Annotated in this window: 18 protein-coding genes and 1 tRNA gene; 9 read left to right on the top strand and 10 right to left on the bottom strand. The window is 57.1% G+C overall.

Annotated features, from left to right (window positions below; all coding sequences use genetic code 11):
• Both QEH54_RS16425 and QEH54_RS16420 read right to left on the bottom strand, forming a co-directional pair.
• Positions 1 to 464, bottom strand: a 464-nt coding sequence (locus QEH54_RS16425; RefSeq protein ID WP_309019795.1) for a YiiX/YebB-like N1pC/P60 family cysteine hydrolase, incomplete at its 3' end; no start/stop codon positions are given.
• Positions 465 to 878: 414 nt separating this feature from the next.
• A complete protein-coding gene (locus tag QEH54_RS16420; protein WP_309019794.1) occupies positions 879 to 1,364 on the bottom strand; it encodes a TspO/MBR family protein in 486 nt (161 codons plus the stop codon).
• A gap of 107 nt (positions 1,365 to 1,471) precedes the next feature.
• Here QEH54_RS16420 and QEH54_RS16415 point away from each other — a divergent pair, with 107 nt between their 5' ends.
• Positions 1,472 to 2,539, top strand: coding sequence for a CNNM domain-containing protein (locus QEH54_RS16415; RefSeq protein ID WP_309019793.1), 1,068 nt, complete (start codon positions 1,472 to 1,474; stop codon positions 2,537 to 2,539).
• Here QEH54_RS16415 and QEH54_RS16410 read toward each other — a convergent pair.
• From QEH54_RS16410 to QEH54_RS16390, 5 genes are all read right to left on the bottom strand, one after another.
• Entirely contained in the window at positions 2,522 to 3,523 is a 1,002-nt protein-coding gene (locus tag QEH54_RS16410) for a nucleoside hydrolase (RefSeq protein ID WP_309019792.1), read from the bottom strand. The two genes, QEH54_RS16415 and QEH54_RS16410, sit on opposite strands and share 18 nt — an antisense overlap.
• Positions 3,524 to 3,603: 80 nt before the next feature.
• Positions 3,604 to 4,338, bottom strand: a complete 735-nt coding sequence (locus QEH54_RS16405) for a class I SAM-dependent methyltransferase (RefSeq protein ID WP_309019791.1) — start codon at positions 4,336 to 4,338, stop codon at positions 3,604 to 3,606.
• Between the two features lie 165 nt (positions 4,339 to 4,503).
• Positions 4,504 to 5,628: a ribosome small subunit-dependent GTPase A gene (gene rsgA / locus QEH54_RS16400; RefSeq protein WP_309019790.1), complete on the bottom strand. Its 1,125-nt coding sequence runs from the start codon at positions 5,626 to 5,628 to the stop codon at positions 4,504 to 4,506.
• Positions 5,629 to 6,040: 412 nt separating this feature from the next.
• Positions 6,041 to 7,246, bottom strand: coding sequence for a glycosyl hydrolase (locus QEH54_RS16395; RefSeq protein ID WP_309019789.1), 1,206 nt, complete (start codon positions 7,244 to 7,246; stop codon positions 6,041 to 6,043).
• A gap of 123 nt (positions 7,247 to 7,369) precedes the next feature.
• Positions 7,370 to 8,533 carry a phosphoribosylaminoimidazolecarboxamide formyltransferase gene (locus tag QEH54_RS16390; RefSeq protein ID WP_309019788.1) on the bottom strand — a complete coding sequence of 388 codons (1,164 nt, stop codon included), beginning with the start codon at positions 8,531 to 8,533 and terminating at the stop codon, positions 7,370 to 7,372.
• 146 nt (positions 8,534 to 8,679) lie between these two features.
• Here QEH54_RS16390 and QEH54_RS16385 point away from each other — a divergent pair, with 146 nt between their 5' ends.
• The 4 genes from QEH54_RS16385 to QEH54_RS16370 all read left to right on the top strand — a co-directional run bounded on the left by QEH54_RS16385 (position 8,680) and on the right by QEH54_RS16370 (position 14,316).
• Positions 8,680 to 9,528, top strand: a complete 849-nt coding sequence (locus QEH54_RS16385; protein ID WP_309019787.1) for a DUF1080 domain-containing protein — start codon at positions 8,680 to 8,682, stop codon at positions 9,526 to 9,528.
• Positions 9,529 to 9,937: 409 nt separating this feature from the next.
• Positions 9,938 to 10,939, top strand: coding sequence for a glycoside hydrolase family 130 protein (locus tag QEH54_RS16380; RefSeq protein WP_309019786.1), 1,002 nt, complete (start codon positions 9,938 to 9,940; stop codon positions 10,937 to 10,939).
• Between the two features lie 240 nt (positions 10,940 to 11,179).
• The gene (locus QEH54_RS16375) at positions 11,180 to 13,105 is read left to right on the top strand and encodes a methyl-accepting chemotaxis protein (RefSeq protein ID WP_309019785.1); all 1,926 of its coding nucleotides are present in this window, start codon (positions 11,180 to 11,182) and stop codon (positions 13,103 to 13,105) included.
• Between the two features lie 128 nt (positions 13,106 to 13,233).
• A complete protein-coding gene (locus QEH54_RS16370) occupies positions 13,234 to 14,316 on the top strand; it encodes a GDSL-type esterase/lipase family protein (protein ID WP_309019784.1) in 1,083 nt (360 codons plus the stop codon).
• 126 nt (positions 14,317 to 14,442) lie between these two features.
• Here the strand turns inward: QEH54_RS16370 and QEH54_RS16365 are convergent, their stop codons facing one another.
• Complete coding sequence (locus QEH54_RS16365) at positions 14,443 to 15,399, bottom strand: glycoside hydrolase family 43 protein (protein ID WP_309019783.1); 957 nt, start codon at positions 15,397 to 15,399, stop codon at positions 14,443 to 14,445.
• A 507-nt stretch (positions 15,400 to 15,906) separates the two neighbouring features.
• Here QEH54_RS16365 and QEH54_RS16360 point away from each other — a divergent pair.
• Genes QEH54_RS16360 through QEH54_RS16350 form a run of 3 tightly spaced genes read left to right on the top strand, consistent with a single transcriptional unit; the run spans position 15,907 to position 20,481 of the window.
• The gene (locus QEH54_RS16360; protein WP_309019782.1) at positions 15,907 to 17,952 is read left to right on the top strand and encodes a TonB-dependent receptor plug domain-containing protein; all 2,046 of its coding nucleotides are present in this window, start codon (positions 15,907 to 15,909) and stop codon (positions 17,950 to 17,952) included.
• 10 nt (positions 17,953 to 17,962) lie between these two features.
• Positions 17,963 to 18,502 carry a YfiR family protein gene (locus tag QEH54_RS16355; protein WP_309019781.1) on the top strand — a complete coding sequence of 180 codons (540 nt, stop codon included), beginning with the start codon at positions 17,963 to 17,965 and terminating at the stop codon, positions 18,500 to 18,502.
• 5 nt (positions 18,503 to 18,507) lie between these two features.
• Positions 18,508 to 20,481 carry a response regulator gene (locus QEH54_RS16350; protein WP_309019780.1) on the top strand — a complete coding sequence of 658 codons (1,974 nt, stop codon included), beginning with the start codon at positions 18,508 to 18,510 and terminating at the stop codon, positions 20,479 to 20,481.
• Between the two features lie 28 nt (positions 20,482 to 20,509).
• Here QEH54_RS16350 and QEH54_RS16345 read toward each other — a convergent pair whose 3' ends face one another.
• Complete coding sequence (locus QEH54_RS16345) at positions 20,510 to 23,518, bottom strand: glycosyl hydrolase family 28-related protein (RefSeq protein WP_309019779.1); 3,009 nt, start codon at positions 23,516 to 23,518, stop codon at positions 20,510 to 20,512.
• 137 nt (positions 23,519 to 23,655) lie between these two features.
• A tRNA-Arg gene (locus QEH54_RS16340) sits at positions 23,656 to 23,732 on the bottom strand.
• 173 nt (positions 23,733 to 23,905) lie between these two features.
• Between QEH54_RS16340 and trpE the strand changes: the two genes are divergently transcribed.
• Positions 23,906 to 25,411 (top strand): anthranilate synthase component I, encoded by a 1,506-nt coding sequence (gene trpE / locus QEH54_RS16335; protein WP_309019778.1) that lies wholly within the window; start codon positions 23,906 to 23,908, stop codon positions 25,409 to 25,411.
• Positions 25,412 to 25,440: the final 29 nt, after the last annotated feature.

Here is a 25,440-nt window from a genome sequence, read left to right as displayed (position 1 = left end):
ACGACTTCGCCTAGGTCTTCGTGAAAGACATCGCGAAAGGCTTTGAAGATCAGTTCGGAGCAATAGATTTTTTCGTCGTCGAAATCGTACTGAATGTCATAAGGCCGACCCATGTAGAGCTCGGTGGCTTCCAGAATCTTATATGCTTGCTCGCGGTAGGGTTCTCTAAGCCTAAACACGTCGTATTCGTCGTTCACTCCTTGCTGTATCCAGTCTTTCAAGGGGGTGATTCGAACCGGGCCGATGGCTTCGTGAATGACCCATTTGCCGCCGGAGAGATTTAGAATGCCGCAATGGCTGTATGGGGAATTCGTAGCTCCTTCGATAGTGGCGACTAGCGGCGAGTAATGAAGGGATTGAAAGTAGATGTCGCCGACTTGGGGCTGGTAGCTTTCGCTGTCGGCCTGAATGGAGGCGGAACTCAACGCTATGGCTGCGAAAAAGAGAAGCAAGGATCGGATCATACAGGGAGAAATTTGGGGTTTGAGGAGATGCAGGAATCGCTAGCAAGAGACCCGTGAAAGTGCGAGGCGAAAGTCGGAGCGCGGGATCGGTCGCTGGGATCTAGGGTTAGACTAGCGAAATCAGCTCGGGAGTGTTTTCGTGACGTATCTGGATCTGGATAACGGTCTTTGGCGGTTGCTCTCGAGCTGCGGCTCGGCCTTGGGCATGTGTTGGGGCATTGGGGCTGTGGGTTGATTGGGTTGGACGAACGCGTCCGGAGGCCAGGTTCCACCTTGTAGGTCAGTGAGTTGCATCGCTATGGAGGAAATTACTCATCTCTCCAAAAGACGCACAATAGGCATTATGTCTAATTTAGATTTCTAGGTTCGGCTCTGGCGCTTTGTCTGGGATTCAGGGTTCTTCTCTTCTCTTTTCTACAGGCTTTGAGGGTTGGCTTGCCACAGTGCGAGGTTGAGCGCTGCGGCGAAACTGATCCACGCGAGGTATGGAATGAGCAAACAGGCAGCCAGTTTGCTTCGTATCCAAAAAAACCTGATTGCGAACAGCACAAGCACGATGAGCAGCAGGATGTCGGCGAATGCCCACCCTCCGAGTTTCCACTGGAAGAATAGCCAAGACCAGATGGCGTTTATCGTTAGCTGGGCGCAGAAGACGCCTAGTTCCAACCGGCGTTCGCCGCTGCGGGCTTGCTGCCAGACAAGCCATAAGGAAATGCCCATCATGGTGAACAAAACCGTCCAGACTGGCCCGAACAACCAGCCTGGCGGCGCCCACGAAGGCCGAGCGAGTTCGCTGTAAAACTCTTTGGCTGATATGGATGCGATCGAGCCGATGGCGGCTGTCGCATAGACTGCAGCGAACGACATGATGAGCTTTCCTGCTGATTTTCGAGATATCATTGGCGAAGATGGGATCTGAGTGGTGAACGTGTCCCCTAGGGGTTTGAAGGCAAATCGTCTACGATTACGATTGCCTGCGGGAGCGAAGTTGCTGCTAAGATCCCGAGGTGTTCGCGCTTATCGCTTATTTGCTGCTGGCCCTTGGCGTTTCTTTTTTATGCTCCATTCTGGAAGCGTCTCTCCTGTCGATGCCTCCGTCGTTCGTTCGTCAGCAAGAGCGAAACGGCACTCGTACTGGCAAGCTGCTTGGTCGCGTGAAGCGGGAGATTGACCAATCGTTGGCGGCGATTCTGACGCTCAACACGGTGGCTCATACGGTCGGGGCTGCTGGAGTCGGATCTCAGGCCGCGCGAGTGTTCGGCGAGGCGTACTTCGGCGTGATTTCCGCGGTGCTGACCTTGCTCATCCTCATCATATCGGAAATCATCCCCAAGACGCTTGGGGCTCAGTTCTGGCGGGGCTTGGCGCCGTTCACCGCCCATTCCTGCCGGTTGATCGTGATCAGCACCTACCCTTTGGTCGCCTTATCCAAGCAGATCACGCAGCTGATCCAAACCAGCGCCAAGCGGGAAAAGAGCGTGAGTCGAGAGGAGCTGATCGCTCTCGCTCAGATCGGTCGCATCGAAGGGGTGTTGGACGAGAGCGAGTCTCGCATGATCCGGAGTTTGATCCGATTCCGAGAGGCTCGGGTCGAGGACATCATGACGCCGCGGACGGTGATGAGCTCGCTCGATGAAAATCTAACCTGCGAGGCCGCTATTTCGGATCATACCGCTTTGCAGTTCTCTCGCATTCCGGTGTATTCAGAATCTAAGGATTCACCGACAGGATATGTAGTTAAAAGTGAAATACTTCAGAAAGTCGCCAAAGGCGGTGGCGATGAGTTGTTGAAGATCAAGGAGTTAAGGCGTCCGATCCGGATCGTTTCAGCCTTGGACTCGCTGGGAAAGTTCTTTCATGAGTTCATCTCCTATCAGGAGCAGATCGCTGTAGTTGCCGACGAATACGGTGGAACCAGTGGGCTGGTGACCATGGAGGATCTGGTGGAAACGTTGATCGGCTTGGAGATTGTCGACGAATCCGATTCAGTGGTCGACATGCGGGAGCTCGCTCGCAAGCGCTGGAACAAACAGATTGAATTCGAGAATACCGATGAGTCAGACGAGCGTTCGTAGCGAGCTGAGCAGAACTTCGAACACTGATTCCGGCTCCACGATCGTTTGGCTCACCCAGTGATTGCCGTTAGGACTCTCGGAAAACTCGGTCGAACCGGCAGTTTCACCGCGGGTGGTAACGTTAACCTCACCGAAAGCTCCAAGATAAAGTTCTGGCTTCACAAGGGATACGGTAGTGTGCACGTCATGCATCACCGGGTAACTGTCGAACTTTTGTCGGTCGATGCGAGCTGGCCCTTCGAAAAGGCTGACGAGCTGCTCGATCGTTCCTGTTTTCAGGTAGCTTAGCTCCCTTCGCAGCCGCTTCTCGCGATCGGGAGTGAACGTGAGCTGATGAGTGCAGTTCATCGGAAAGAGCGCGATAGGTATTCCGCTTCTCAATACAGCATCGGCATCGTTCGAAGCTTGTTGAAAGTTGAACTCAGCGTGCTCGGTGATGTTGCCACGACGCTCGATTGCGGTTTCGCCAACGCGCCTTAGACTTGAGTCTACGCGGTATCCACGAATCGGATGCGTGCATCCCCCCATGATGCGTATCTCTTTGAGGCGCTGCATGGTCTGCGGCGCTTTGCGAATGGCTCGGGCCACGTTGGTTTGAGGTCCGGTGGCTACGAGGATGATTGATCCAGCAGGTTCTTTTTCGATGGTTTCGACCAAGAAGTCGACGGCATCGATTTCGGAGGGAGCAATGGTCGAAGTTTCGAGCACCGCGCTACCAAGACCGGTGCGGCCGTGAGCGTCGTCGCCTTCAGGAGGCTCGGCGACGCCATCAGGAGCAAAGGCGCCCGCGTAGCGTCTCACTTTTCGATCGATGCCGAGAAAGCGCAGCATGGCGCCGGCGTTTTCAAGATTCTGCTTTAGCGAGGCGTTGCCGAAGGTGACGGTGGCTCCGAGAAGGTCGTATTCAAGGGGGCAGGCGGCGAGTATGCTCGCCAATTGCAGCACATCCCCTCCCCAATCGCTGTCTATGATCACTTTTTGCATGGCTCTTTGCTGGATCTGGCGGGGCGGCACCCTGCTGTTCTTGATGCGTGATGTGGTTGAATCCGTAATCGGGTTCGCGGCTACTTTCTAACCGCGATCGCCAGCCAATCCCATGAGTGAAACCCGCTGTACTTGTCCTCCGAATACAAGAGCTTGGAAATTTCACGAATCTCAAACTGATGATCCTGCAGCATTTGGGCAAGCTCGTCCTTCAGGTAGTGTTTGGTCCTGATGCCGTCGAGCTGGTGCACGCCGAGTCGCAAGTCGGCAGCGAGAGCCTTTTCGTCGGTGCTGTTGCGAACGGCTTCGCCGCAGCTTTCGCCGGCGCTGAGATGGGTTTCTATGGCGCTGTAGAACTCCATTTGCACCGATTCGAACGACGGGACGACCAGCAACAAGGAGCCGCCCTGCGCCACTTGATTCGCCACCGCTCTCCAGGCCCTCAGGCGTTTGTCCAGCGAGGGCATGATGAGCACGTTGACGCAAAATGCGAAGTCGACCGGCTCAAACGGGATGGGATCGAGCGAGAGGTCGACTTTGTGGAAATTGACGTTGGCATGGCCGCGGCAACGGCGGCGCGTTTTATTGAGCCCGACAGAGGAGAAGTCGCAGGCCTCCACCTCTTCGAAGCGTTCAGCTAGAAGTGGAGTGAAGCGCCCCACTCCGCAGCCAATGTCGGCGACTCGGGAAACCTGGTTGGAATCGGCGAAATCGAGCACGCGATTTTTCACGGCCCCGTGTAGGTCATTGTCGAATACACTTAGGATTTCCGTTTCGTAGTCTTCGCAGATTCTGTTCCAGTAGTCTTTATCCATTTCAATTGCGGGCGAGTTCTCAGCCCGTTATGCAGGAGAAATAGCTCAGAGCGTGAGAAACGCAAACAAAGTCTCTCCGGCCCGGCAGGGGGCGCTCCAGGGCGTGTTCGCGGATAAAAGAGCGTGCCCGGAGGCCCCGCTCCACCCTTTGATGTTCTTCTTGCGCTAGAATCCGTCGATATGTCCTCCTTTGCGATGCGCTTTTCGCGTTCGCTTCATGCTCTTGGAGATCTCTTTGAAACGCTGCTCCTTTTCTTCGAGGGCTCTTTTCTTTTTTGCATTCGCTGGTTGAAGGGCGCCGCGTCTTTTTGCCGCCGCGCGAGACTCGTCCTTGATTTTCGAATACTGTAGGTAGCGATCATGATCGATTAGGCCCGCTTCGATGGCCGATTCCACCGCGCAGCCAGGTTCGCCTTGGTGACGACAGTTTCGAAATCGGCAATCTCGAGCGATTGCTTCGATGTCGGCGAAGGTTTTCGAGATGCCCGCTTCTTCTCCCGTGAGCTGGAGCTCGCGCATGCCCGGCAGGTCGATCAGACAAGCGCCGGTCGGAATCGACAGAATCTCCCGCCAGGTGGTGGTGTGTTTGCCGCGGCTATCGGAAGCTCGGTTAGCTTGGGTCGCGAGACGTGATTCACCGAGCAAGGCATTTATGAGAGTGGACTTGCCGACTCCTGAGGAGCCTAGGAGAGCCACGGTTTTTCCCTGTTGCAGATAAGGCTGCAAGGGAATCAGCGATTGCGGATTCTTGGCGCTGACAGCGAGGATGGTCGCTTCGTTGGCGACGGTTTTCACCTCTTGAAGAGCGGCTTCCAGATCGTGGCAAAGATCGGCTTTGTTGAGCAGCACCACCGGCTCCGCTCCACTGTTCCAGGCGAGTGTCAGGTAGCGCTGGATGCGACGCGGATTGAGATCGCCATCGAGTCCGGATACGAGGAAGAGGAAATCGAAGTTGGCGGCCACGAGCTGATGCGCGGAGGTCCTGCCCGCCGCTTGGCGAGTAAAGACGCTCTTTCGCGGCAGCACGTCGAGAATGAGCTGAATGTCATGGTTGGGGTCGCATTGGAGTACGACCCAGTCGCCGACAGTCGGGTAGTCGATTTCCGATGAGATGCGTTGATGGAAGGAGCCCGGGAGCTGGGCGACGCGCTCGCGGTCTCCCGTATTCAGAATATACTGATCGCGATTTTGTCGAACGACTCGAGCCGGGATGAGACTAGGATCGGCGTAGGATTCGAGGTGAGATTGCAGGTTCGGATTCCATCCGAGAGAGGTAAGGTTCAAATTCATCGTCTTTCATTTCTTCGAGTTGATGCGTCGGGCCGAAGTGACGGAGGCCTGCGGACGCGGGAATGAAATGACCTAAAAAAGGCCACGAGCTCGGATCGCTCGCAGCCTAATGAAAATGAACCTGACGGGTGCTATCTGACCATCAGTTGGCGGGACGCGAACGACCGAGGAAAACAATCTCGTTGCTTACAATGGCTGTCATATCGATTCGCGTTTTTGGTTTCAAAGGACTCCCCCGCTCCGTCTTTGCGCGGGGAGTGATGGCGAGAAAAATGATTGTTGAGGCGATGCGAGTCAACCCGTTTTCGCGACGAGGCTGGGGTGTCGGGTCGCCGCCCCGGCTAACAATTTGTAGGCCGCCGCGCTGAGGTGGCATTGTATGCGGCGCGTTTCGCAGAAGCGCAGATACGGGCTATGGATGAAGCGACTGCTGATAGAGGTCCGGCAGCTCGTCTTCGAAAAGGATGCTGGGGTCGTTTTTGAATTCGATGAAACTAGGGACGCTGGGGTGGCCTTCGTAGGGCACGTAGAAGTGGTCGCGTCCTTCGAGCTCGCGATTGGCGTTTCTCCAGACTTGCAGGTAGGCGATCTGCCGGGTGGTTTCGTTGCGGTTGATTCCAGCCAGCAGCACCTCCGTCCACCAGGTCGGATCCTCTAGGCGGTCCAGTCCGGTTTCGGTGAGAGCGGCTACTTTGTTTTTCTCGTTTGCGATGGAGACCACTAGCTCGAGGCTGGCGACGAAATCCTCGATGCGTTCCTCCTTCGGCTTCCGGTTGCCCGGATGTCCGACGTCCCAGTAGTTGTCGATGCCGATGATGTCGACGTAGTTATCTCCTGGATACGCATAAAAATAGGCATCCCTGCCCTCGTGCTCATACATCCGGCTGCGGTCGGGCGAGAAGGCGTAGATGAGGTTGTGCACGCCTTTTTCGTCTCTGAGGGTGTCGACGGTGAGACGCCAGAGAGCGATGTAGTTTTCTTCGGATACATAGCCCTTGCCCCACCAGAACCAATCTCCGTTGTGCTCGTGCCAAGGACGAAAGATGATGGGGACTTCTTCGTGGGCTTTGAAAAACGTGGCCAGCCGGTCGAGCGTTTCCATGAAGGCTTCATGGTTCTCGCCACCCGGGAGCAAGGTGGCGGCGGCGGGCGTCTTGTCGTAGAAATTCTTGCCGGAGACGGGATTGGATTTGTGCCAAGCGTAAGTGATGACCCCGCCGCGAGCGTAGGCTTCCTTGGCCCAGCGGATACGGTCGTCGAAGTCGTAGCGGTAGTGGTTTTCGGAACGGGCCTCAGTCGGTAGTTCGATTTCCATGACATCCCATCCGTAGACCGCGGGATAGCTTCCGGTAACCGTTTTAACGTCCGAGCGCCCTTCTTCGTCGAACCAATGGTAGCCGTAGGCCAGTGTGGCTTGGGCGCCGAATAGCGTGGCCTGCGGAGCGAGCTCTTTGAGGTTTCGATAGAGAGCGAGGGTTTGCGGGGTGGCGTCGGGGTCGATGAGCGTGGGCGGCGATTGATCGGGGCTGTCGGCGGCGGCGAGGGCCTGGACGCAGGTGGTTGCGATGAGGACGAGCGTGGTGAGAGGCTTTGGGGCGGGCCTAAGGAAATGGGGCATTCTTTCGTGGGGTAGCTTTATGAATGGGTTGAGGGAAATGGGCCTTCATTCAGGCACATAAAAAAGCGTGCCAGAAAGCTCTGACACGCTTGAGAGTCTGTCAATGAGCTGGGCGCTCTTGCTCTAGTGCAGGAAGCTGCGGATGCCGGTGGCGGTGACGGTCATGCCATATTCGTTGGCGGCGTCGATAACCAGGTCGCTGCGTAGCGAACCGCCTGTTTCCACGATATGCTGCACGTTAGAGCGGCTGGCTCGGTCGATATTGTCGCGGAATGGGATGAAAGCGTCGGAGCCGAGACAAATGTCGTCGTACTGCTTGATCCACTCGGCCCGCTCCTCGCGGCTGATGGGCTCGGGGCGGGTGTTGAAGTTTTCCAACATGTTCGCTTCCTCGTGGGCGCTGAGGCTGTCCCAGAGCAGGTACTGGTCGATGAGGTTGGTCTTTTCCACCTTTTTGAGGCCGTCCTTGAAGTCCAGGCCTCGCACCTTGTGGTGGCGCTGCAGGAACCACTTGTCGGCCTTGTCGCAAGCCAGGCGGGTGCAGTGAATGCGGGACTGCTGGCCGGCGCCCATGCCCACGATCTGGCCATCGTAGGCCACGCTGATGGAGTTCGACTGGGTGTACTTCAGGGAAATCGCCGCGACGAGCAAGGTGTCGAGAGCGTCCTCGGAGACGTTTTTATTTTCAGAAACGACGTTGGTGAAATCGGCCTTGGTATAGAGGCGGCTGTTGCGCTCCTGGGCTACGGTGATACCGAAGATTTCGCGCTTTTCGATGCCGGTCGGCATGAAGTCGTAGTCGATCTCCAGCATGCAGAAGCCGCCCTTTTTCTTCTGCTTGAGGATTTCGGCTGCTTCCGGCTCGTAGCCAGGAGCGATGATCAGGTCGCTGACCTCGGTTTTGAGAAACTGAGCCAGGCTAACGTCCACCACGTCGCTCACCGCCAGCACGTCGCCGAACGAGCAAAGACGGTCCCCTCCCCGAGCCCGCACGTAAGCGCTGGCGACCGGCGAGAAGTCGGTTGTTTTGAGAAACTGCGACTCCTTGAACGCGTCGTCGATGGGCTTGGCGATGGCCGCTCCGGCCGGACTGACGTGCTTGTATGAGGCCGCGGATGCCTTGCCGGTGGCCTCTTTCAGCTCGCGCACGAGCTGCCAGGACGTGAGGGCGTCCAGCATGTTGATGTAGCCCGGAGCGCCGTTGATGATCTTGATGGGAGAAGGCTCCGGAAACTCGAGGAAGGCTTCTTTTTGATGAGGGTTCGTGCCGTAGCGGAGAGTGATCATGCCCCTGTCTATGCGTGCTGTTTTGGCAAATGCAACCACAGCGAGCGCGGGAAGTTGATTTATCGAAAAATCGGAACATGCCTTTCTGCGCTTGCCAAGCGCCTTCAAGCATTGTGTTGCTAACAGGCAGCAACCCCTAGAACCCTATGAAAATCGTTAAACTGATCGCCCTTTCCGCCTTCGTTTCAACCGGCTTCGCGGCCATCGCTCTCGCTGAGGAGTGGCTCGAGCCGCTCGACTGGGAGAAGCTGAGTGAAACCAATCCCTGGATAATCACGGAAGTGAACGTGGACGTGCCGGTGGTCGACCCGGGACCGAGCGTCAGCTCGGCGCCCTCCGACGCGGTGGTGCTTTTTGACGGAACCGATCTTTCGAACTGGGAGAAGACTCCCTTCGGCGAAGGCGTGCGTGCGGATCGCACCGCTTACTACCTGAAACAGTACCAAAAAGGCGATGACTGGGGCGAAGCGGCGTGGACAGTCGAAGACGGCATGATGATCGCCGGAGCGAAGCAAGGCGCGATCGCCTCCAAGCAAGCCTTTGGCGACATGCAGCTGCACATCGAGTGGCAGGTGCCGGTTTTGGAGGACAAGCACGGTCAGGAGTACGGAAACAGCGGCGTGTTCATCATGGGCATGTACGAGATTCAGGTTCTGAACTCCTACCAGAATGAAACCTATTCCAACGGCCAGGCGGGCTCGATCTACAAGCAGCACGCGCCCATGGTGAACGCGTCCCGCAAGCCCGGCGAGTGGCAGACCTACGACATTCTTTTCACCGCTCCTCGCTTTTCGGAGAAGGGCACGCTGATCTCCCCTGCCCTCATGACCATTTTGCACAACGGGGTGCTGATTCAGTACAACGCTGTCCTGCAGGGACCAACCTCCTTCATCGGCGAACCGTACTACTTCCCGCATCCCGACAAATTGCCAATCGTGCTGCAGGACCACGACAACCCGGTACGCTTTCGCAACATCTGGGTACGTGAGCTTTAGACGTGTTTGGCGGAGGCGACGTGGACTGGTCCGACGTTTTAGAACGCGCCGGGAGGTCGCGTTCCTCCTTTTCTCGGGTCGATGGTGGAGCGGGACCTCCGGGCACGCTCTGGTCCTTAGGAAGCTGAGCAGGTTTCGAGAAAATGGCGGTTTGGGAGGCGTTTTCTCAATTTGCCTATAATTTTGCGTATCAGTTGCGCTGACTCGTGCGAAAAATCTGAGACTGCTTGCACCGATTCTAAGACAGGTTCACCTCCGCGATTGAAAAGCGCTCGTTGAGGATGGCATTCGGGCAACTCGACCGGTTTTGAGGTTGAAACTCCCCTTTGCTGAACCTTCGTTTCATCGTCTCGACCCGAGCGTTTCGGGGCGCGAAAATCCCCCTCACTCTCCTCAAACTGTTAAGCTCATGAGCGTTTCAAAGTCTTCTACTATCATTGGCGAACCCTTGCCAAATCTACCCTGGGAGGAACGTCCCGCGGGTTCCAGCGACGTGATGTGGCGCTACAGCGCCAATCCTATCATCGGTTGGAATCCGATCCCAAGCGGAGCTCGCGCCTACAACAGCGCGGTGGTTCCCTACGGCGACGGATTCGTCGGCGTCTTCCGCATCGACAGCAAGAGCGGCCGGGCCGGTCTGCATTTCGGCAGGAGCAAGGACGCCCTCAACTGGGACCTGGAAGACAAGATGATCGATTGGGTGGACGAAAACGGAAACCCGAATCCGAACTCTTTCGCCTACGACCCGCGCGTGGTCAAGATCGACGACAGGTACTACATCACCTGGTGCGACGACCTCGGCGGAGCCTCCATCGGCATGGGCTACACCAAGGACTTCAAGACCTTCGTGAAAACCGAGAACCCGCTCATGCCCTTCAACCGCAACGGCGTGCTCTTCCCTCGAAAGATCAATGGCGAATACGTGCTTTTGAGCCGTCCTAGCGACAGCGCCCACACGCCGTTTGGCGACATTTTCCTCAGCCACTCCAAGGACATGACCTACTGGGGCAAGCATCGTCTCGTGATGAAGGCTGGCGGTTCCGGCTGGTGGCAAGGCGTAAAGATCGGCGCTGGGCCGATCCCCATCGAGACCAAGGAAGGTTGGTTGATGTTCTACCACGGCGTCTCCACCACTTGTAGCGGTTTCGTCTACAGCATCGGAGCGGCCATATTGGATATCGACGATCCATCCAAAGTGCTCTACCGCACGCGCGGCTATTTGCTCACTCCGGAAAAGAGCTACGAATCGACCGGCTTCGTGCCCAACGTGACCTTCCCTTGCGCTACCATGTACGATGCGCCGAGCGGCAAAATCGCCATCTACTACGGGGCGGCCGACACCTACTCCGCCGTCGCCTTCACGCAGGTCGACGAGCTGATCGACTTCATCAAGAACGATTCCGAAGTCTAAGTTTTACTCGTAGTAGTTTTGGGAGACTTCCTCCTAGGGCGCCGGACGGATACGTCCGGCGCTTTTTAGCGTCTGGGGCGCTCAAAGCAGTCGGCAGTGCGTAAAATCACTGTCAATTTCGCTCGGTCATGGGGTCGGCGCTCACCCGGTAGAGGCGAAACCCGATAGAGACGATACGGTTCGCGCGCGAACAGGCAGCTCGCGACCCGGTCGTTTTCAAAATTTAGGCCCCACCGTTTTATGTCCCTCAAGGCACGAATCTTCGTCTCGAATCTATTCATTGCAGTGTTCGCCCTGATCCTAGCCACTGTGCTCTACGTCGACCACAGTAGCGAGGTTAGCAAGCTGCGAAGCTTTTCAAAAGTAAGCGAGCTGCTGGTCTTGTTCATCAAGACCTCGGAGTCCTTTGCGGAGGAATCTGTAGCGGCTTGGGGAGCGAGTCCGACGATGGATTACTACTCGCAGGAGAGCGTCGACCGCTACGAACAACAGGTGGAGCTGACCAATGGACTCTTCGACGATATCGAAGCTCTGGTGCAAGATTTGGACAAAAGCCAGTACTCGGATCGGTTTATCGATATGGTCCAAAACGAACTCGATTTTCACGCTCATGTGGACGAGATACGCGATGGGTTGCGAAGCGGCCGCGTGGCCGCGTGGCCTAGCGTGCAACGCTACGTCGAGGAGATCAATTGGCTCATCGGTCTGATTCCCCAGCTGGCGATCGAAGCGCACGATGCCGAACTGGTTAGAAAAATGATCCTAGCCGATGCCACCATGCAGCTTCGGCTGCGTACGGAGCGGCATGTGGGCATGATGGTCTACAACCTCGATACAGGCGAGGTCACGGAGACCGTCAATACCGTGAGCAAGCAGTATCTCACCGACTCCCAAACGCTGCTATCTAAGATTCGAGCCAATGCTCCTGAGGACGCTCGCAAACTGATCGATCGGAAAATCACCAATCACCATTGGGATCTCGTGTTGGAGTCCACGCGACTGCTCATCGATGAGGGAGTCTATCGCGAGGGAATCAACCAGCCTCTCGTTTTCGACCAGTCGATCGTGAAGCCGACTGAGGAAGCTGGCGCTCAGGTGATGGCTGGAATCGGATCGCTGAAGGATTTCATTCTGAACGACATCGAAACGTACACCAAGGAGCGCCTTGCGGAGGCTCAATGGTACAAGTGGCAAGCGGTCGCGCTCGGTCTCCTTTGCATTGGAGTCTGCATCGGATCGGGCCATTTCCTAGCGAGCAATCTTTACAAAACGATCGGTTCGATCGCGGACACCCTGCGCAAGAAAGCTGACGAGGGCTTGGAGCGTTCACGCTCTTTAGCGAGCTCGAGCCAGCGCCTCGCGGATGGGGGCGCCCAACAGGCTGCCTCGATCGAAGAGATCAGCGCCACCATGGAAGAAATGAAGGCGATTTCGGATACCAATGAAGAGCACGTTCGCGATGCGCAAGCCATCGCCCGCGAGACTGACCAGACCGCCCTTCAAGGGTCTCAAGCCATGGATCAAATGGGCAAGTCGATGAAGTGCATCGAGGAGTCCAGCGACCAGATCGCCGACATTGCCAAGTCCATCGAGGAGATCGCGTTCCAGACGAACATCCTCGCCCTCAACGCAGCCGTGGAAGCGGCGCGCGCTGGCGAAGCGGGAGCCGGTTTCGCCATTGTAGCCGAAGAGGTGCGATCTCTCGCCCACAAGAGCGCGGGCTCTGCGAATTCCACCCGTGAGAAGATCGAGACCGCCATTCGCAGCGTGAAGGAAGGCACTCGCATTACGGAGGACGTTCATACTCACTTGGAGAAGATCGTGCAACAGGCGTCACGCTCGCGAGCCGCCCTCGATCTGGTGGCTCAGTCCTCCTCGCAGCAGAATAGCGGTATTGGTCAAGTCACTACATCCATCAGCGAAATCGATAGCGTGACCCAGCAGAATGCCGCCAGCTCCGAGGAATGCTCCTCGACCGCGCAGGAGATGGAGAATCACTCTCAGGATCTGCTGAGGCAGATCGAAAAGCTGGAACGCATGCTGAGAGGAAATGCGCGTGCCGGAGCGCGGCCGCGCCCGGCTCGTGGTCAACCCGCCCCCCAGCTTCCTGCAACCCCATCGCAAAAGCGGGAAGACCGAATGGAGTCCGTTGTCTTGTTCAACTGAGCCGATAGGGGCCTCGATGTTAACCACGTTTTGGTAGGCCGGTCAGATCTTCGAAATCTAAGATGGGATGCGGAAAAACGTCATTTTGGCGCATTGCGTTTCGCCGTGGCTGAAGGAGACTTTACCTCATGAACCGTTTTCTTTCCCTCGTGTTTATGGCCATGCTGCTTTCATACGCCCAATCGCAAGACGTTTCCGAGATAAACTCCTTTCCGGCCGCGTCTCCAGAAATCCGCTATAGCGGCCGCGTAGCGACCGAGGACGGTTCGGCCGTTATGGGGTTTCCGGGCATCGAAACGGTGATTCGGTTTACCGGATCGAGCATTGCCTTGTCGGGAGCGACGCTTGGCCAGAGCGCCCACTTCAACGTGACGCTCGATGGCGAGTCCCTTCCTCGCCTGGATCTGCCATCGGGCAGCTTCGATGTGGAAATCGCCAGCGGACTCGATGCCAAGGCGGAACACGAGCTGCGCCTCGTGCGTCGCTCGGAATCCTGGATAGGCGTTGCGCGATTCGATAGCGTGACCCTTTCTGAAAGCGGGAAACTGCTGCCGGCGCCGCCGACTCCTTCTCGCAAGCTGATTTGTATTGGCGATTCCATCACATGCGGGGAAAAGGCTGATCTTTACGGCTACGTGGAGAATGGCCCGGTGGCGTGGAATGCGGAAAAATCCTACGGATGGCGGCTCGCGAAGCGTTTCAACGCCGAAGCGCATCTGGTGAGCTACGGCGGGCGCGGTTTGATTCGCGATTGGCAAGGTCTCAGCGAGCCCGCTACCGGACCGCAACTCTTCGAGCGCGTATTGCCAGACAACGAGTCGCTCCAGTGGAATCATGACCGCTTCTCGCCCGACTTGGTGACCGTCTGCCTCGGCACGAATGATTTCAGCCAAGGGATTCCGGAGCGCGAGCATTTCGTTTCGGCATACGTGGCGTTCGTGAGGCGCATTCATGAGGTGCATCCGAATGCCAGGATCCTCTTGATATCCAGCCCTTGGTTCGGGGACGGCGATCCAAAGAAAGAGGCGTTGAACAGCTATATCGAGGAGACCATCGCCACGGTATCGGCGGATGGCTCCGACTATGCGAGTCACCATTTTTTCGATACGACTTACCCGGGCACGAAGCGCGACGCTCATCCCATCTCGCCTCAGCACAGGGCCATGGCAGAGGATATTTCGCGGACGCTGAGCCAGTGGCTCGGCTGGTGAGTGGGGACTCAAAGAGAGCGGGCCCGGAGTTCCCGCTCCACCCACGATTCAGGTATACGAAAAGGGGCGACTCGCACGAGCCGCCCCTTGTTGCAACTAGAAACTACTGTTCGAAATCGCGGGTCATCATTTAGCGGGCAGGATCTTCCCATCGTCGTCGTAGAAGATCTCCTTCACCTTGACGTTGCGGAGATGGTTCACGCCATCCGAGAGTTCGCAATCGTGGTGAAAGAGGTACCACTTGCCCTTGAACTCGACGATGGAGTGGTGAGTCGTCCAGCCCAGCACTGGCTCCAGAATGCGGCCTCCATAGGTGAAGGGGCCATAGGGCGAGTCCCCCATCGCATAGCAGAGATAGTGGGTGTCGCCAGTGGAGTACGAAAAGTAGTATTTGCCGTTGTACTTGTGCAGCCAAGCTGCTTCGAAAAAGCGGCGGTCGTGGTCGCCCCCCTTCAGCAGATCGCCATTTTCGTCCAAGATCTCGATGCGACGAGGCGTTTCGGCGAACTCAAGCATGTCATCGGTCAACTTGGCCACGCGCGGCAGCAAGGCAGGAGCATCCCCTTCCGGCTCCTTGCCGTCGGGGTCGAAGGAGTCGCCTTCCCAGTTTTGCAACTGTCCGCCCCAGATGCCGCCAAAGTAGATGTAGGCCTCGTTGTCATCGTCGACGAACACGGCCGGGTCGATGCTGAAGCTGCCTTTCATCGGTTCGGGCTGAGGGGTGAACGGTCCTTCCGGTCGATTTCCCACCGCCACGCCGATGCGGAAGATGTCGTCCTTTCCGCGAGCCGGAAAGTAAAGGTAGTACTTGCCGTTCTTAGCAGCGGCGTCCGGCGCCCACATCTGCTGTTTAACCCAAGGTACGTCCTTCATGTCGAGGGCGACGCCGTGGTCCGTGACCTCCCCGTCGATGGACTCCATGGAGAACACATGATAGTCCACCATGTCGTACTGATCGCCGTTGTCGTTGGTCGGCTGATCCGTTTCGCGGTCGTGAGACGGGTAGATGTATAGCTTGCCTTCAAATACGTGCGCCGATGGATCGGCGGTGTACAGGTGCTTGATGAGAGGCTTTTCGGACATAGTTCGCTTTCCGGTATGAGGGTTTCTCGCCAGTTCCCGAGGGAGGCGCTGGGCGATAATTCGGCACCGGTTGTACCGCCCACCCTCCACCTTGCAAGAGGCAATGCTGTTAGACGTTCGCTCGCAGTTCTAAGCGAGATCGCTGCCTCCCGGCCGTTCCTGTCTGGCTTCGCATGCGATGCCGCGTTTTCCGAAGCAGAGGATCGGCCTTGTCGAGTTATCCTGCTGGCGGCCAACTTTGTCCCGCAGGTCGCCCAGCCAAATGAGCGGCTTGAAGCAGTCTCAGGCGACTGCGAAGAGGATCCACTCTAAGAGGCCGCCCCTAGCGAGCGGCTAGTAAATCCGGCGATTGTCAGCGAGGGAGGCTCCTGTATCCAAGTTCCGGTAATATAATTACTTGCGCGGAGGAAGCGCCTAGGGATACTCGCCGTGTTACCTCTCAAAAATATGGAATTCATAGTCAGAAAGATTAGGTCGTGTTACGGGCGCCTAATTCTGGCTGCACTCTTGTCCCCCTTCTTCCTTCTCTCCAATGCTCTAGCTCAGTTCAGGGAGGGCGAAGAGCCTTCGCTTTCCGAGCTTTCGTTGGAGGAGCTTGGGAAGGTGCCTGCCGTCGTCTCATCCAAACTGCCCTCGCAGCTTTTCAACGCTCCGACCGGTTCGTTCGTGTTCGACCAAGATGCAATCGAGAACCTGCCCGTCGACTCGCTCCCGGAAATGCTGCGCTACGCCCCGGGAACCCATATCGTCCGTCCAAGCAACGGCATCTGGGGCCTCGGCATCCGCGGCATAAACTCGAGGTTCTTCAATCGTGTGCAGTTCACTGTGGACGAGCAGAACGTCTACAGCACGATCTTCGCGGGCCTGTTCGGCAGCCAGCACGACATGCTCATGGAAGACGTCGCCTCGGTGGAGGTCGCCTACGGGCCAGGCGGCGGCACCTGGGACAACAACGCGGTCAACGGCATGGTCAACGTGCTCATGAAGACCGCTTTTGAAACCGAAGGAACCATACTGGAAACGAAGCTGGGCACCGAAAGCCGGGGCGTGGCGGGGCGCGTGGGATGGGCGATCGACGAATCCAGCTCCGCTCGCGTTTTCGTGAAGGGCGACATGCGCGACTCCAGTTTCACTCGCTTCGACTACGGAAACGAGTGGGATACGGCACGCGCGGGCTTTCGCTACGACAAGCGCCCGAGCTCGCGCGACCTGATCAGCGTGTCCGGCGAAGTCTTCTATTCCGACCTTGGATACGCCTACAATCTGGCGAACTTCGACACAGGAGCGCTCGAGTTCATGGCCGATAGCGAGACCTTCAAAGGGGCGAACGCCCAGGTGAAGTGGACGCGAAACAACTCCAACGACAGCGCCTACTCCGTGCGCAGCTGGGTCGCCTACTCCGACATGGAAGCGCCGTATGCCGCTTTCGGCATCGCGACGGGTGGCGTCGAGGGACGAGCGCGTATTCCTCTGTCGGATACGCAGGTGTTGAACGTAAATCTTGGCGGTGCCTACGACGAGGAATACACCGACTCCACCAAAGCCTCGGATTTCACTAGCGATCTGCTGCACAATTTCGCCCTTTATTCCGGTTTCCAGCACGAGTGGGAGCTGGCGCCGGACCAGCTCCTGCTCTCCTGGGGCTTGGACGCCCGGTACGAGGACAAGTCCAAGCTCGATACGATATCGCCAAACGCCCGCATCATCTACGACCTCGACCGGTCGAGCCGGGTCTGGCTCTCCTTCTCGCAAGCCCAGCGCACCACCCCGGTTTCGCTCAGCGTGATCGATAGCCTTCGCAGCGGAAAGATCGTGGACGAACCCTTGTCGATCCCAACTCCGGGAGGTCCAATCATCATTGATCGCAATCTAACCGACGCCCGCTCCAATGAAGAACTCGACACGGAGCGATTGGATGCCCTCGAAATCGGCTACCGCAAAGTGTTCGACGACGAGAAAGGAAGCCTGTCCTTCAACGCGTTTTCCTATTCCTACGACGAAATTTTCGCTCGGATCGGAATCAGCGCCACGCCGGTCCTCGGGGTCGAATATCCTTACCTCGACGTTCAAGGCAGCTACACGAACCTGCTGAAGGGAGACGCCTACGGGTTCGAAGTTTTTGGCGACTGGAAGGTCAGCGACTGGCTGCGAACGTCCTTTTCCTATTCGCGCCTGGTGGATTCCTTCGAATCGATCGTGGAGACCGATGATCCCTTCGTGCAGTCTTCGATCGACTTCTCGCTCTCGGAATTCGACAACAGCACGCCCGGCCACCTCGCGACATTGAACCTCGAGTCGACGTTCAACAGTCATTGGAGAATGGATACAGGCCTCCGCTACTCGAGCGGCTACGATTTCCCGAAAGGGTATCAGCCTTCGATCTTCCAGCTCGACACCCGCCTAACGTGGATGAAGTCCGACCATGTCCGGCTCTCCCTCGTCGGTCGCAACCTGTTGGATCCCTACACCCAGGAAGCCCGGCTGAAGGACTTTTTCGGGCACTGGACCGAAATGAAGCGAGAAGTGTATTTGGAGGTGAAAGTCGAGTTCTAGCCCCGTCGAGATGAGCCACCTGCCCTCCAGATTGCTATCGGTTTTGGCGAGCGCCTTCGTCGCTTGCGCGTGCCTCATCACGCCAGCGAGCGGGCAGTTGATGCAGATCGACGAGGTGAAGGCGAACTACATCAGCGGTTTTCTCCAATACGTGAACTGGACCGCTGATCAGGCCGCGGACGGCATCGTGATCGGAGTCGTTGGCTCGAAAGAGATCGAGCGTCGACTCGCTGCGGGCGCCATCAAGCAGCCTGGTCGCAGCGACGTTGTGCAAATCGTCACCATAGATCCTGGAGACGACCTCTCAGCGATCGATGTGCTTTACGTTGCCAAGGGGCACAAATCGAGCTGGAGCCGGCTCATGAAGACGTGCCGGGAGCACGACATCCTGACCATCGGCGAGGAGGAGGGCTTTCTCAGCGCGGGGGGATGCATCGAGTTTGTGACCCGCAGGAACACCATCCGGTTTATGATTCACATCGAAAACGCGCGAGAGCACGGAGTCGACTTCAGGTCCAAGCTACTGGACGTCGCTCTTGAAATACGATGAGCAAAATGAAAGCAGCTTTCCAGTCGCGTTTCCGCAACCTCTCCCTGAGAAATAAGCTCCTGGGGATTTGCGCCATCTCCAGCCTCGTCACCTTGACCGGATTGCTTTCGATCTCGCTCTACCGCGAGTGGGACTCCTTCCTGGAGCGAAAGGTCAGCATGCTGCGAGCGTTGAGCGAGATTCTGGAGAGCAATACGGAGGCGGCGCTTCTGTATCAGGATCCTGCTACGGCCAAGGAATACGTCGACTCGCTGAAGGCTGAAGCCGATCTCGAAGCGGTCGTACTGTATGATGAACAGGGAAATGTCTTTTCCTCGTACTCTCGCACGCAAGGCAGCGCCCCTTCGGAGTATCCAGATTTCGATGGCGAAAAATGGATGGGCAAGCGTCTCCACTTCGCCAGCGACATCCATAGCGAAGACGGCCAGTTCCTCGGGAAGCTGCTGATCGAGATGGGGACCGATTCCTACACTCGATTCGTAAACCGAAGCATCTGGATGGCGCTGCTCCTACTGAGCGCAGGCGTGGGCATCACGCTCCTTCTCGCGGCCCGACTGATAAAGCTGATAACCGAACCGATACAGGAGCTCGTCGAGGTGACTTCCGACGTAACCAACGAAGACACGCTCGAGCGACGGGCGCGCAAGCGCTACAACGATGAAATCGGCAAGTTGGTCGACAGCTTCAATCTCATGTTGGAAAAGATCAGCAAGCGCGACGCATCTCTCCGAGACATGAATGCGGAACTCGAGCGAAAGGTGGAAAAGCGCACTGTAGACTTGAAGAAGCGCAACGAGGAACTGGAAGCCGCTATGGAAGCGGCCAAGGCGGCTTCGGTTGCGAAGAGCGAGTTTCTCGCGACCACTTCGCATGAACTGAGAACTCCGCTGAATCCGATCATTGGTTACGTGGAGAAGCTTCAACGGGAATCAAAAGACGATTTGAGCCAAAAGGAGCTCGGCTTGATCCGTCAATCCGCGGAACAACTCCTGAGGCTGATCGACGAAATCCTCGATTTCAGCCGCATCGAACGCGGAAAGCTCAAGCTATCAGAGGATCGCGTTTCCTATCAGGAAGTCTGCCAGAATGTGGTATTTCTGCTCGAGCCGCAGGCCGCGGCCAAAGACGTCGAGCTGACCTACATGGATTCTAGCGAAGACGGGTTCGAGGATGTTCTGTTGCTCTTGGACGAAGGACGCCTGAGACAGGTGATGCTCAATCTGGTGAACAACGCGGTCAAGTTCACCGACAAAGGCTTCGTGCGTGTCCGCACGCGCCTGACGTCGCGAAGCGATGGATACATCCTAAGACTCACAGTGGAGGACACCGGAATCGGGATTTCCGCGGAAAACCAGAAGATGCTCTTCAAACCGTTTTCGCAGATCGACGGGAGCTGGACGCGCGAGTACGGCGGCATGGGATTGGGACTCGCCATATCGCAAAAGATCGTGAACGCCATGAACGGGACCATCGAATGCGAGAGCAAAGAGGGAATGGGTAGCCGTTTTCACGTTTTGATCCCAGTCCAGCCGGTCCTATCGCCTTTCGAAGATGTGAAATCGGACGGATCCGAAGAGGCGCTCGAAGCGCAGAACAACGCTGCGGATATCCTACTGGTGGAAGACGAGCTGGTGAACCGCGAGTTGATGAGCGCCTTGCTAAACGACCTAGGCCACCGTGTCGACGTCGCCAGCAATGGATTGGAAGCCCTAGAGATGATCGAAAAGGAAAGCTACGACTTCATTTTGCTCGATATCAGCATGCCGAAGCTGGATGGCTTCGAAACCAGCAAGCGGATACGCGCTTCGAATACGCCCAACAAGGACGTTCCGATCGTCGCCATGACCGCTCACGCCACACCAGAGGACCGCGAACGCTGCGTCGAGGTGGGCATGAGCGACTACCTATCCAAGCCAGTGAGCTTCTCGAAGCTCAAACGAATGCTGACCCACTGGCTCGGCACCTCGCAGTCGCTTTGACCGAGGACAAGCGTGGCATCGCAACTTGCTAAAGCCGCTGTCCTGCCACCTCGAGCTCGATGCTGTAGAGCGCGCTTCGAGCGCAGATATAGAGCGTCTTGAAGGACTCTCCCCCGAAGGAGATCGAGGCGGGTCGTTGAGGAACCTCTATGGTGTCGATCTTCCGTCCATTGCGGTCATAGACGTGAATCTGTCCAGCGGCGATATAGACGTTTCCGTTTTCGTCGACCGCGAGATCAAGTTCCCCCTCCTCCGCGAAGAGAGAGGGCGAATGCAAGTTTCCGTCATTGGATACCGAATACCGCCAAGTCTTTTGCCCAAACTCGTCGGCCAGATAGAAATGGACGTTTGGCCGCGCCTTTCGCAGCGAGTAGCATCCGCGCGATCGCAACGCATCTAGTCCAGTGAGATAGGTTTCGCCGTCAGGACAGATAAAGTGATAGCGTGACGGAGCAGTGGACACCTCGAGAAGATCGTGCGAATCCCGCCAGCGGTGCCCGGGGTGAATGGCGATGCCGGACGCCCGCTCCTTTGCCGTTTCTCTTTTCAGAGGTAGCAACTCTTCGGATACATCGGTCGGCGAAAACGCGAAGACACGCTGGTTCTTTGCGAGGACGATCAGGTTGTCTTGCGTATCGACTTCCAGCGCAATTGGTTCAAATGGGGTGTCGCGCACCAGCGACAAGGTTTCGTCTCCAGCCTCCCATCGATAGATTCGATGCAGGCGCGCATCCACGAAGTAGAGATTGCCTTGACTGTCCGTAGCGCTGCCATCGATGAAGTCGAATCCCTTGGCCAATTCTCGAACGCTACTCTCCTTCGGTCGAACCGGGCTTTTTCTCTGGTTTCTTTCCGCTGGCAGCGGCTGCGATGAAAGGTTCAGCCTAGCGATCTCACGCGAGCGAATTTCCACATCTCTCGATTGGTCGTAGAGCGTGGCGTCGAAGGAGAATTTGGTGGGACTGTAGACGTGAATCCCCTTGAAGGTCAGGTCGTCCGATCCGCGCACGCGAATCCCATGCGGATAAGGCGTGGTCATGCGATCGACTCGGTACAGATAGGTGTTGGCGAAAAGCAGATTTCGGCAGTTTTCGATTTCGATCGGAAGCGCATCGGGCCCCTCCCCGCTTTCCTCCTCGAACTGCACTGCATAGAATCTCCAGTTTTCGACATTCCTGAGTTTCATCTCTGAACGTACATGGTGCTCCAAAGAGAGTTGGTACACGCGACCTTCGGTTTTCGTATCCGAAACGTAGATACCGGCCTGGGCGTACGGACTGGGCGACCAGATGTTCTTGAAGGTTCCGCCTCCACCGTTTGTGACCCACAGACTTGCGTATTGAGAGTCCCATCGGCGTCGGTAGTCGCCATCGCCCGTTCGATTTTCGTTGTAGACGGGCACCGGCGATCCATCGGCCCGGTAGGTTCCGTGGCCCCCGAGAAAGCGCACGTCGTTCACCATGGAGTTCTCTCCGGCCATCCATTTTAGAGCGACGGCGCTAGGATTGGCTCCGCCGGTGTTCAAGCCGATGCCAGTGATCACGGTTTCGCCGCCGCGAGGGGCGAGCAATAGCGGCACCGGACTTCCCGAAACAGGGGGAGCTGCAGGCGTGAATCGCCTCAAGACAGCTGGGTCATCTGGATCCAGCCCCAAGCGCTCGATGCGTTGGAGATCGGCGGTTGGCTCTTCGGCCAGTCCCATGAAAGCCGGCGTGTAGTCGTCGATAAGGATCTGCGTGGTGATGGGGCTCAGTCCGACCAAAACGCTTTTCTCGAGAAGGTCGATGGTGTCCGTCACTCGATACCGGCCCGTCGGAAAGTAGACCGCCCTGCTCGCTTCGATAGCGGATCGAATCGCTACGGTGTCATCTGTTTCACCGTCGCCTTCGGCCCCGAAATCCTTGACGTTCGCCCAGCTCGACTGCGGCGGCAGCGGGGGGATGTCGGACGACACCGCTGCGGGCATTTCCTCGAGCGCCTCAATTTCGAAAGTGGTCTTCAGAACCGGCTCGCTGGCCAGATCGGCGATTTGCAGGCCATGTGTGAACGATGAAATCCGATAGATTTCCTCCTCGCTGCGCACGCTTTCGCCGCTCTTTCGAAACGTAGCGAGGACCGGCGTGTTTTTGGCGACCACGTTTTCAAGGTTGAACTGGGGTCGAGCGTTGAACTCGTCGCTGATGACGAGAGCCGGTCCGGAGATGTCCGTGAAGGTTGAATCCTTTAGAAAGAGCTCTTCGGCCCGGTCGGGGTTTACCAAGATGGCAGTGGGCGTATCGGAAAACTGTATACGCAGCAGGGTCAGTCCTGCTTCCTCCGTGCGGATCGATGCCTTGCGTTGTCCCTTGAACTGCGAATCGACCATCACGAACGGCCAACTCGGAGACGGCTTCGTCGTGAGGATGCCGTAGTCGCCGCCTAGGAAACGGCAGTTCTCGATTATGTTTCCCACTTTCTCCACCCCTGCTTTCCCGGAGCCGGTGTGAAAGTCGATATGGGCGAGAAAGCTATGCTGAGCGAAATGCGAGCGTACTCCGACCGCTGCTGGGTTTCCGTCATCGATGACGATATTCAGGTTGCTCAAGGCGCTGTAGAAGGTGCCCGGATTTGCGTCGCGAATCGCCTGACCTTCTCTCGGGCGATTGCTGGCGAAGTGTATCAGGTAGCGCGAGCTGCCGCCCTGGAAGCCAGGCGTATTTTTTCCGAGATAGATCTCAGGCCGCTCTTCGCCGTAGCCGATGAGGCGGATGCCTTTCCAAACGTAGACGGTATCGGTGATTCGGTAGCGTCCGGGCGGAACCAGCAGAATCCCGTATTCCGATCGCTCCTGCACCGCGTTGATCGCCATTTGCAGCGCTTCGGTGTCGTCGGCGTGGCCGTCGCCGACCACGGGAAACCGGTCCGCGCTCAAGGTGATGGCCTGGTCGTCGGGAAACGCATCGGTGTAGAACGAGCCCGAAGCGTCCAGTCGGCAGGCAAATGAGCATACGAAAACGAAAGCGGCGAGAAAGGTCGAAAATCGAGGCAGGTGCGTCATGGGGTACGAAAGGGTTACGGGGTCAGTTTTGGGTTATAAGATGCAAATCAATGCAACTTCAAGCAAAACGATGTCTTGCATATCATTGCAACAAGCGAGTGCCTTTGCTCTCCGCCGCTCTCCTTCTCGGCTTGGCCTGGCACGGCAGGAGGGACTTGAACCCCCGACCCACGGATTAGAAATCCGTTGCTCTATCCAGCTGAGCTACTGCCGCGTGAGAACCGACGCAACAGGGCGTCGAATAGAGCTGCGTTTAAAAGTCGTCGTCCACGCCTTGTCAAAGCGGAAAACAGGCGAGGGTTTCACCGCCAGCGAGCGCGCACAATTTCGTAGACAGAGAGCGCTTTAGGGCTAGCCTCTCGCCCATCTTGTAAGCCCCCAGGCGCTATGGCTCATCAACTACACCCGAACATCGATCTAGAAACCTTCGAAAGGCTTGCTCAGCAAGGAAATGTCATACCGGTTTTCGCCGACCTGATGGCGGATCTGGAGACGCCGGTCACTGCCTACGGCAAACTGAAGACCGATGGGCCAGCGTTTCTTCTGGAATCGATCGAAGGGGGCGAGAGGCTGTCGCGCTACACCTTCATCGCCTGTCGCCCTCGAAAGATTTTCAAAAGCTACCAGGACCGCACCATCATAGAGGAAGCGGGAAGAGCTCCGATCGAAATCGAAACGCCTCAGGATCCCCTGACTCTGATCGAGGAGGAAATCGCCAAGCACCAACCCGTGGAGATGCCGGACTTGGCCCCTTTCACCGGAGGCGCGGTTGGGTATCTTTCTTATGAATACATCTCGCGGATCGAACCGGTGGTCCCTTTGGCCGCGAACAATTGCCACGGCTCTCCGCTCGCCTACTACATGCTGGCCGATTCGATGGTGATCTTCGATCGCGCCAAGCAGACCATGCGCCTGCTAGTGAACGCTCGGTTGGAAGGCAAGTCCTCTCCGGCTGAAGCTTACGACTCCGCTCTCGAAGAGTTGAGCTATTTGAAGAGCAAGCTCGAAGGGCGCTGCTCGCTGAACGCCGCCCCGTTGAACCCGCCAGGCGAAATTCAGGTGCCGTCGGGCAATTTCGTTAAGAGCGACTTCGAGGATATGGTCGAGCGGACAAAGGAGTACATCCGTTCCGGAGACATCATCCAAGTGGTGCTGAGCCAGCGTTTCGAAAAGGACTTTCAAAACTCCGGCCTCGATCTGTACCGCGCATTGCGGACGGTTAATCCGTCTCCCTACATGTTCCTTCTGGAAACGGACGACTTCGCTATTGTGGGAGCGTCACCCGAGGTGCACGTACGATTGACAGGCGACAAGGTGGAGATTCGCCCCATCGCTGGCACTCGCCATCGCGGCAAGTCGGTCGAGCAGGACTTGGAGCTGGAGAAGGAGCTGCTTGCCGACGAGAAGGAGAAGGCGGAGCACCTCATGCTGGTCGACCTGGCCCGAAACGACATCGGCCGCGTTTGCAAATTTGGTTCAGTGGAAGTGCCCGACTATATGATTGTGGAGCGCTACTCCCACGTCATGCACATCGTGTCGCAGGTGGAAGGCACCCTCGCTAGCGATAAAAGCGCCTTCGATCTCATGCGAGCAACGTTCCCGGCCGGCACGGTCAGCGGAGCTCCGAAGATCAGGGCCATGCAAATCATCGCTGAAAACGAACCGGATCAGCGGGAGTTCTACTCCGGCGCCCTTGGCTACTTCAGCTACAACGGCAATCTCGACTCGTGCATCACGCTGCGCACCGCTATGATAAAGGACGGAAAAGTGATCATCCAGGCAGGCGCTGGCATCGTGGCCGACTCGGTGCCCGAGAGCGAGTATCAGGAAACCATCTTCAAAGCCTCCGCCCTCTTCAAAGCGGTCGGGCTGGCTTCGGACTTCAAGGCCTAGACTCTGCGTCCGCCTCAAGGCGAGCCTCG

The organism is Pelagicoccus sp. SDUM812003, from assembly GCF_031127815.1.
Taxonomy (GTDB): Bacteria; Verrucomicrobiota; Verrucomicrobiia; order Opitutales; family Opitutaceae; genus Pelagicoccus.
This window is presented reverse-complemented; position numbering and strand designations above follow the sequence as displayed.

Coding starts and splice junctions, on each gene's coding strand:
- trpE (WP_309019778.1), top strand. CDS start 23,906: ATGGCTCATCAACTACACCCGAACATCGATCTAGAAACCTTCGAAAGG.
- QEH54_RS16410 (WP_309019792.1), bottom strand. CDS start 3,523: ATGCAAAAAGTGATCATAGACAGCGATTGGGGAGGGGATGTGCTGCAA.
- QEH54_RS16365 (WP_309019783.1), bottom strand. CDS start 15,399: ATGTCCGAAAAGCCTCTCATCAAGCACCTGTACACCGCCGATCCATCG.
- QEH54_RS16420 (WP_309019794.1), bottom strand. CDS start 1,364: ATGATATCTCGAAAATCAGCAGGAAAGCTCATCATGTCGTTCGCTGCA.
- QEH54_RS16350 (WP_309019780.1), top strand. CDS start 18,508: ATGAAAGCAGCTTTCCAGTCGCGTTTCCGCAACCTCTCCCTGAGAAAT.
- QEH54_RS16385 (WP_309019787.1), top strand. CDS start 8,680: ATGAAAATCGTTAAACTGATCGCCCTTTCCGCCTTCGTTTCAACCGGC.
- QEH54_RS16395 (WP_309019789.1), bottom strand. CDS start 7,246: ATGCCCCATTTCCTTAGGCCCGCCCCAAAGCCTCTCACCACGCTCGTC.
- QEH54_RS16345 (WP_309019779.1), bottom strand. CDS start 23,518: ATGACGCACCTGCCTCGATTTTCGACCTTTCTCGCCGCTTTCGTTTTC.
- QEH54_RS16380 (WP_309019786.1), top strand. CDS start 9,938: ATGAGCGTTTCAAAGTCTTCTACTATCATTGGCGAACCCTTGCCAAAT.
- QEH54_RS16355 (WP_309019781.1), top strand. CDS start 17,963: ATGAGCCACCTGCCCTCCAGATTGCTATCGGTTTTGGCGAGCGCCTTC.
- QEH54_RS16370 (WP_309019784.1), top strand. CDS start 13,234: ATGAACCGTTTTCTTTCCCTCGTGTTTATGGCCATGCTGCTTTCATAC.
- QEH54_RS16375 (WP_309019785.1), top strand. CDS start 11,180: ATGTCCCTCAAGGCACGAATCTTCGTCTCGAATCTATTCATTGCAGTG.
- QEH54_RS16390 (WP_309019788.1), bottom strand. CDS start 8,533: ATGATCACTCTCCGCTACGGCACGAACCCTCATCAAAAAGAAGCCTTC.
- QEH54_RS16405 (WP_309019791.1), bottom strand. CDS start 4,338: ATGGATAAAGACTACTGGAACAGAATCTGCGAAGACTACGAAACGGAA.
- rsgA (WP_309019790.1), bottom strand. CDS start 5,628: ATGAATTTGAACCTTACCTCTCTCGGATGGAATCCGAACCTGCAATCT.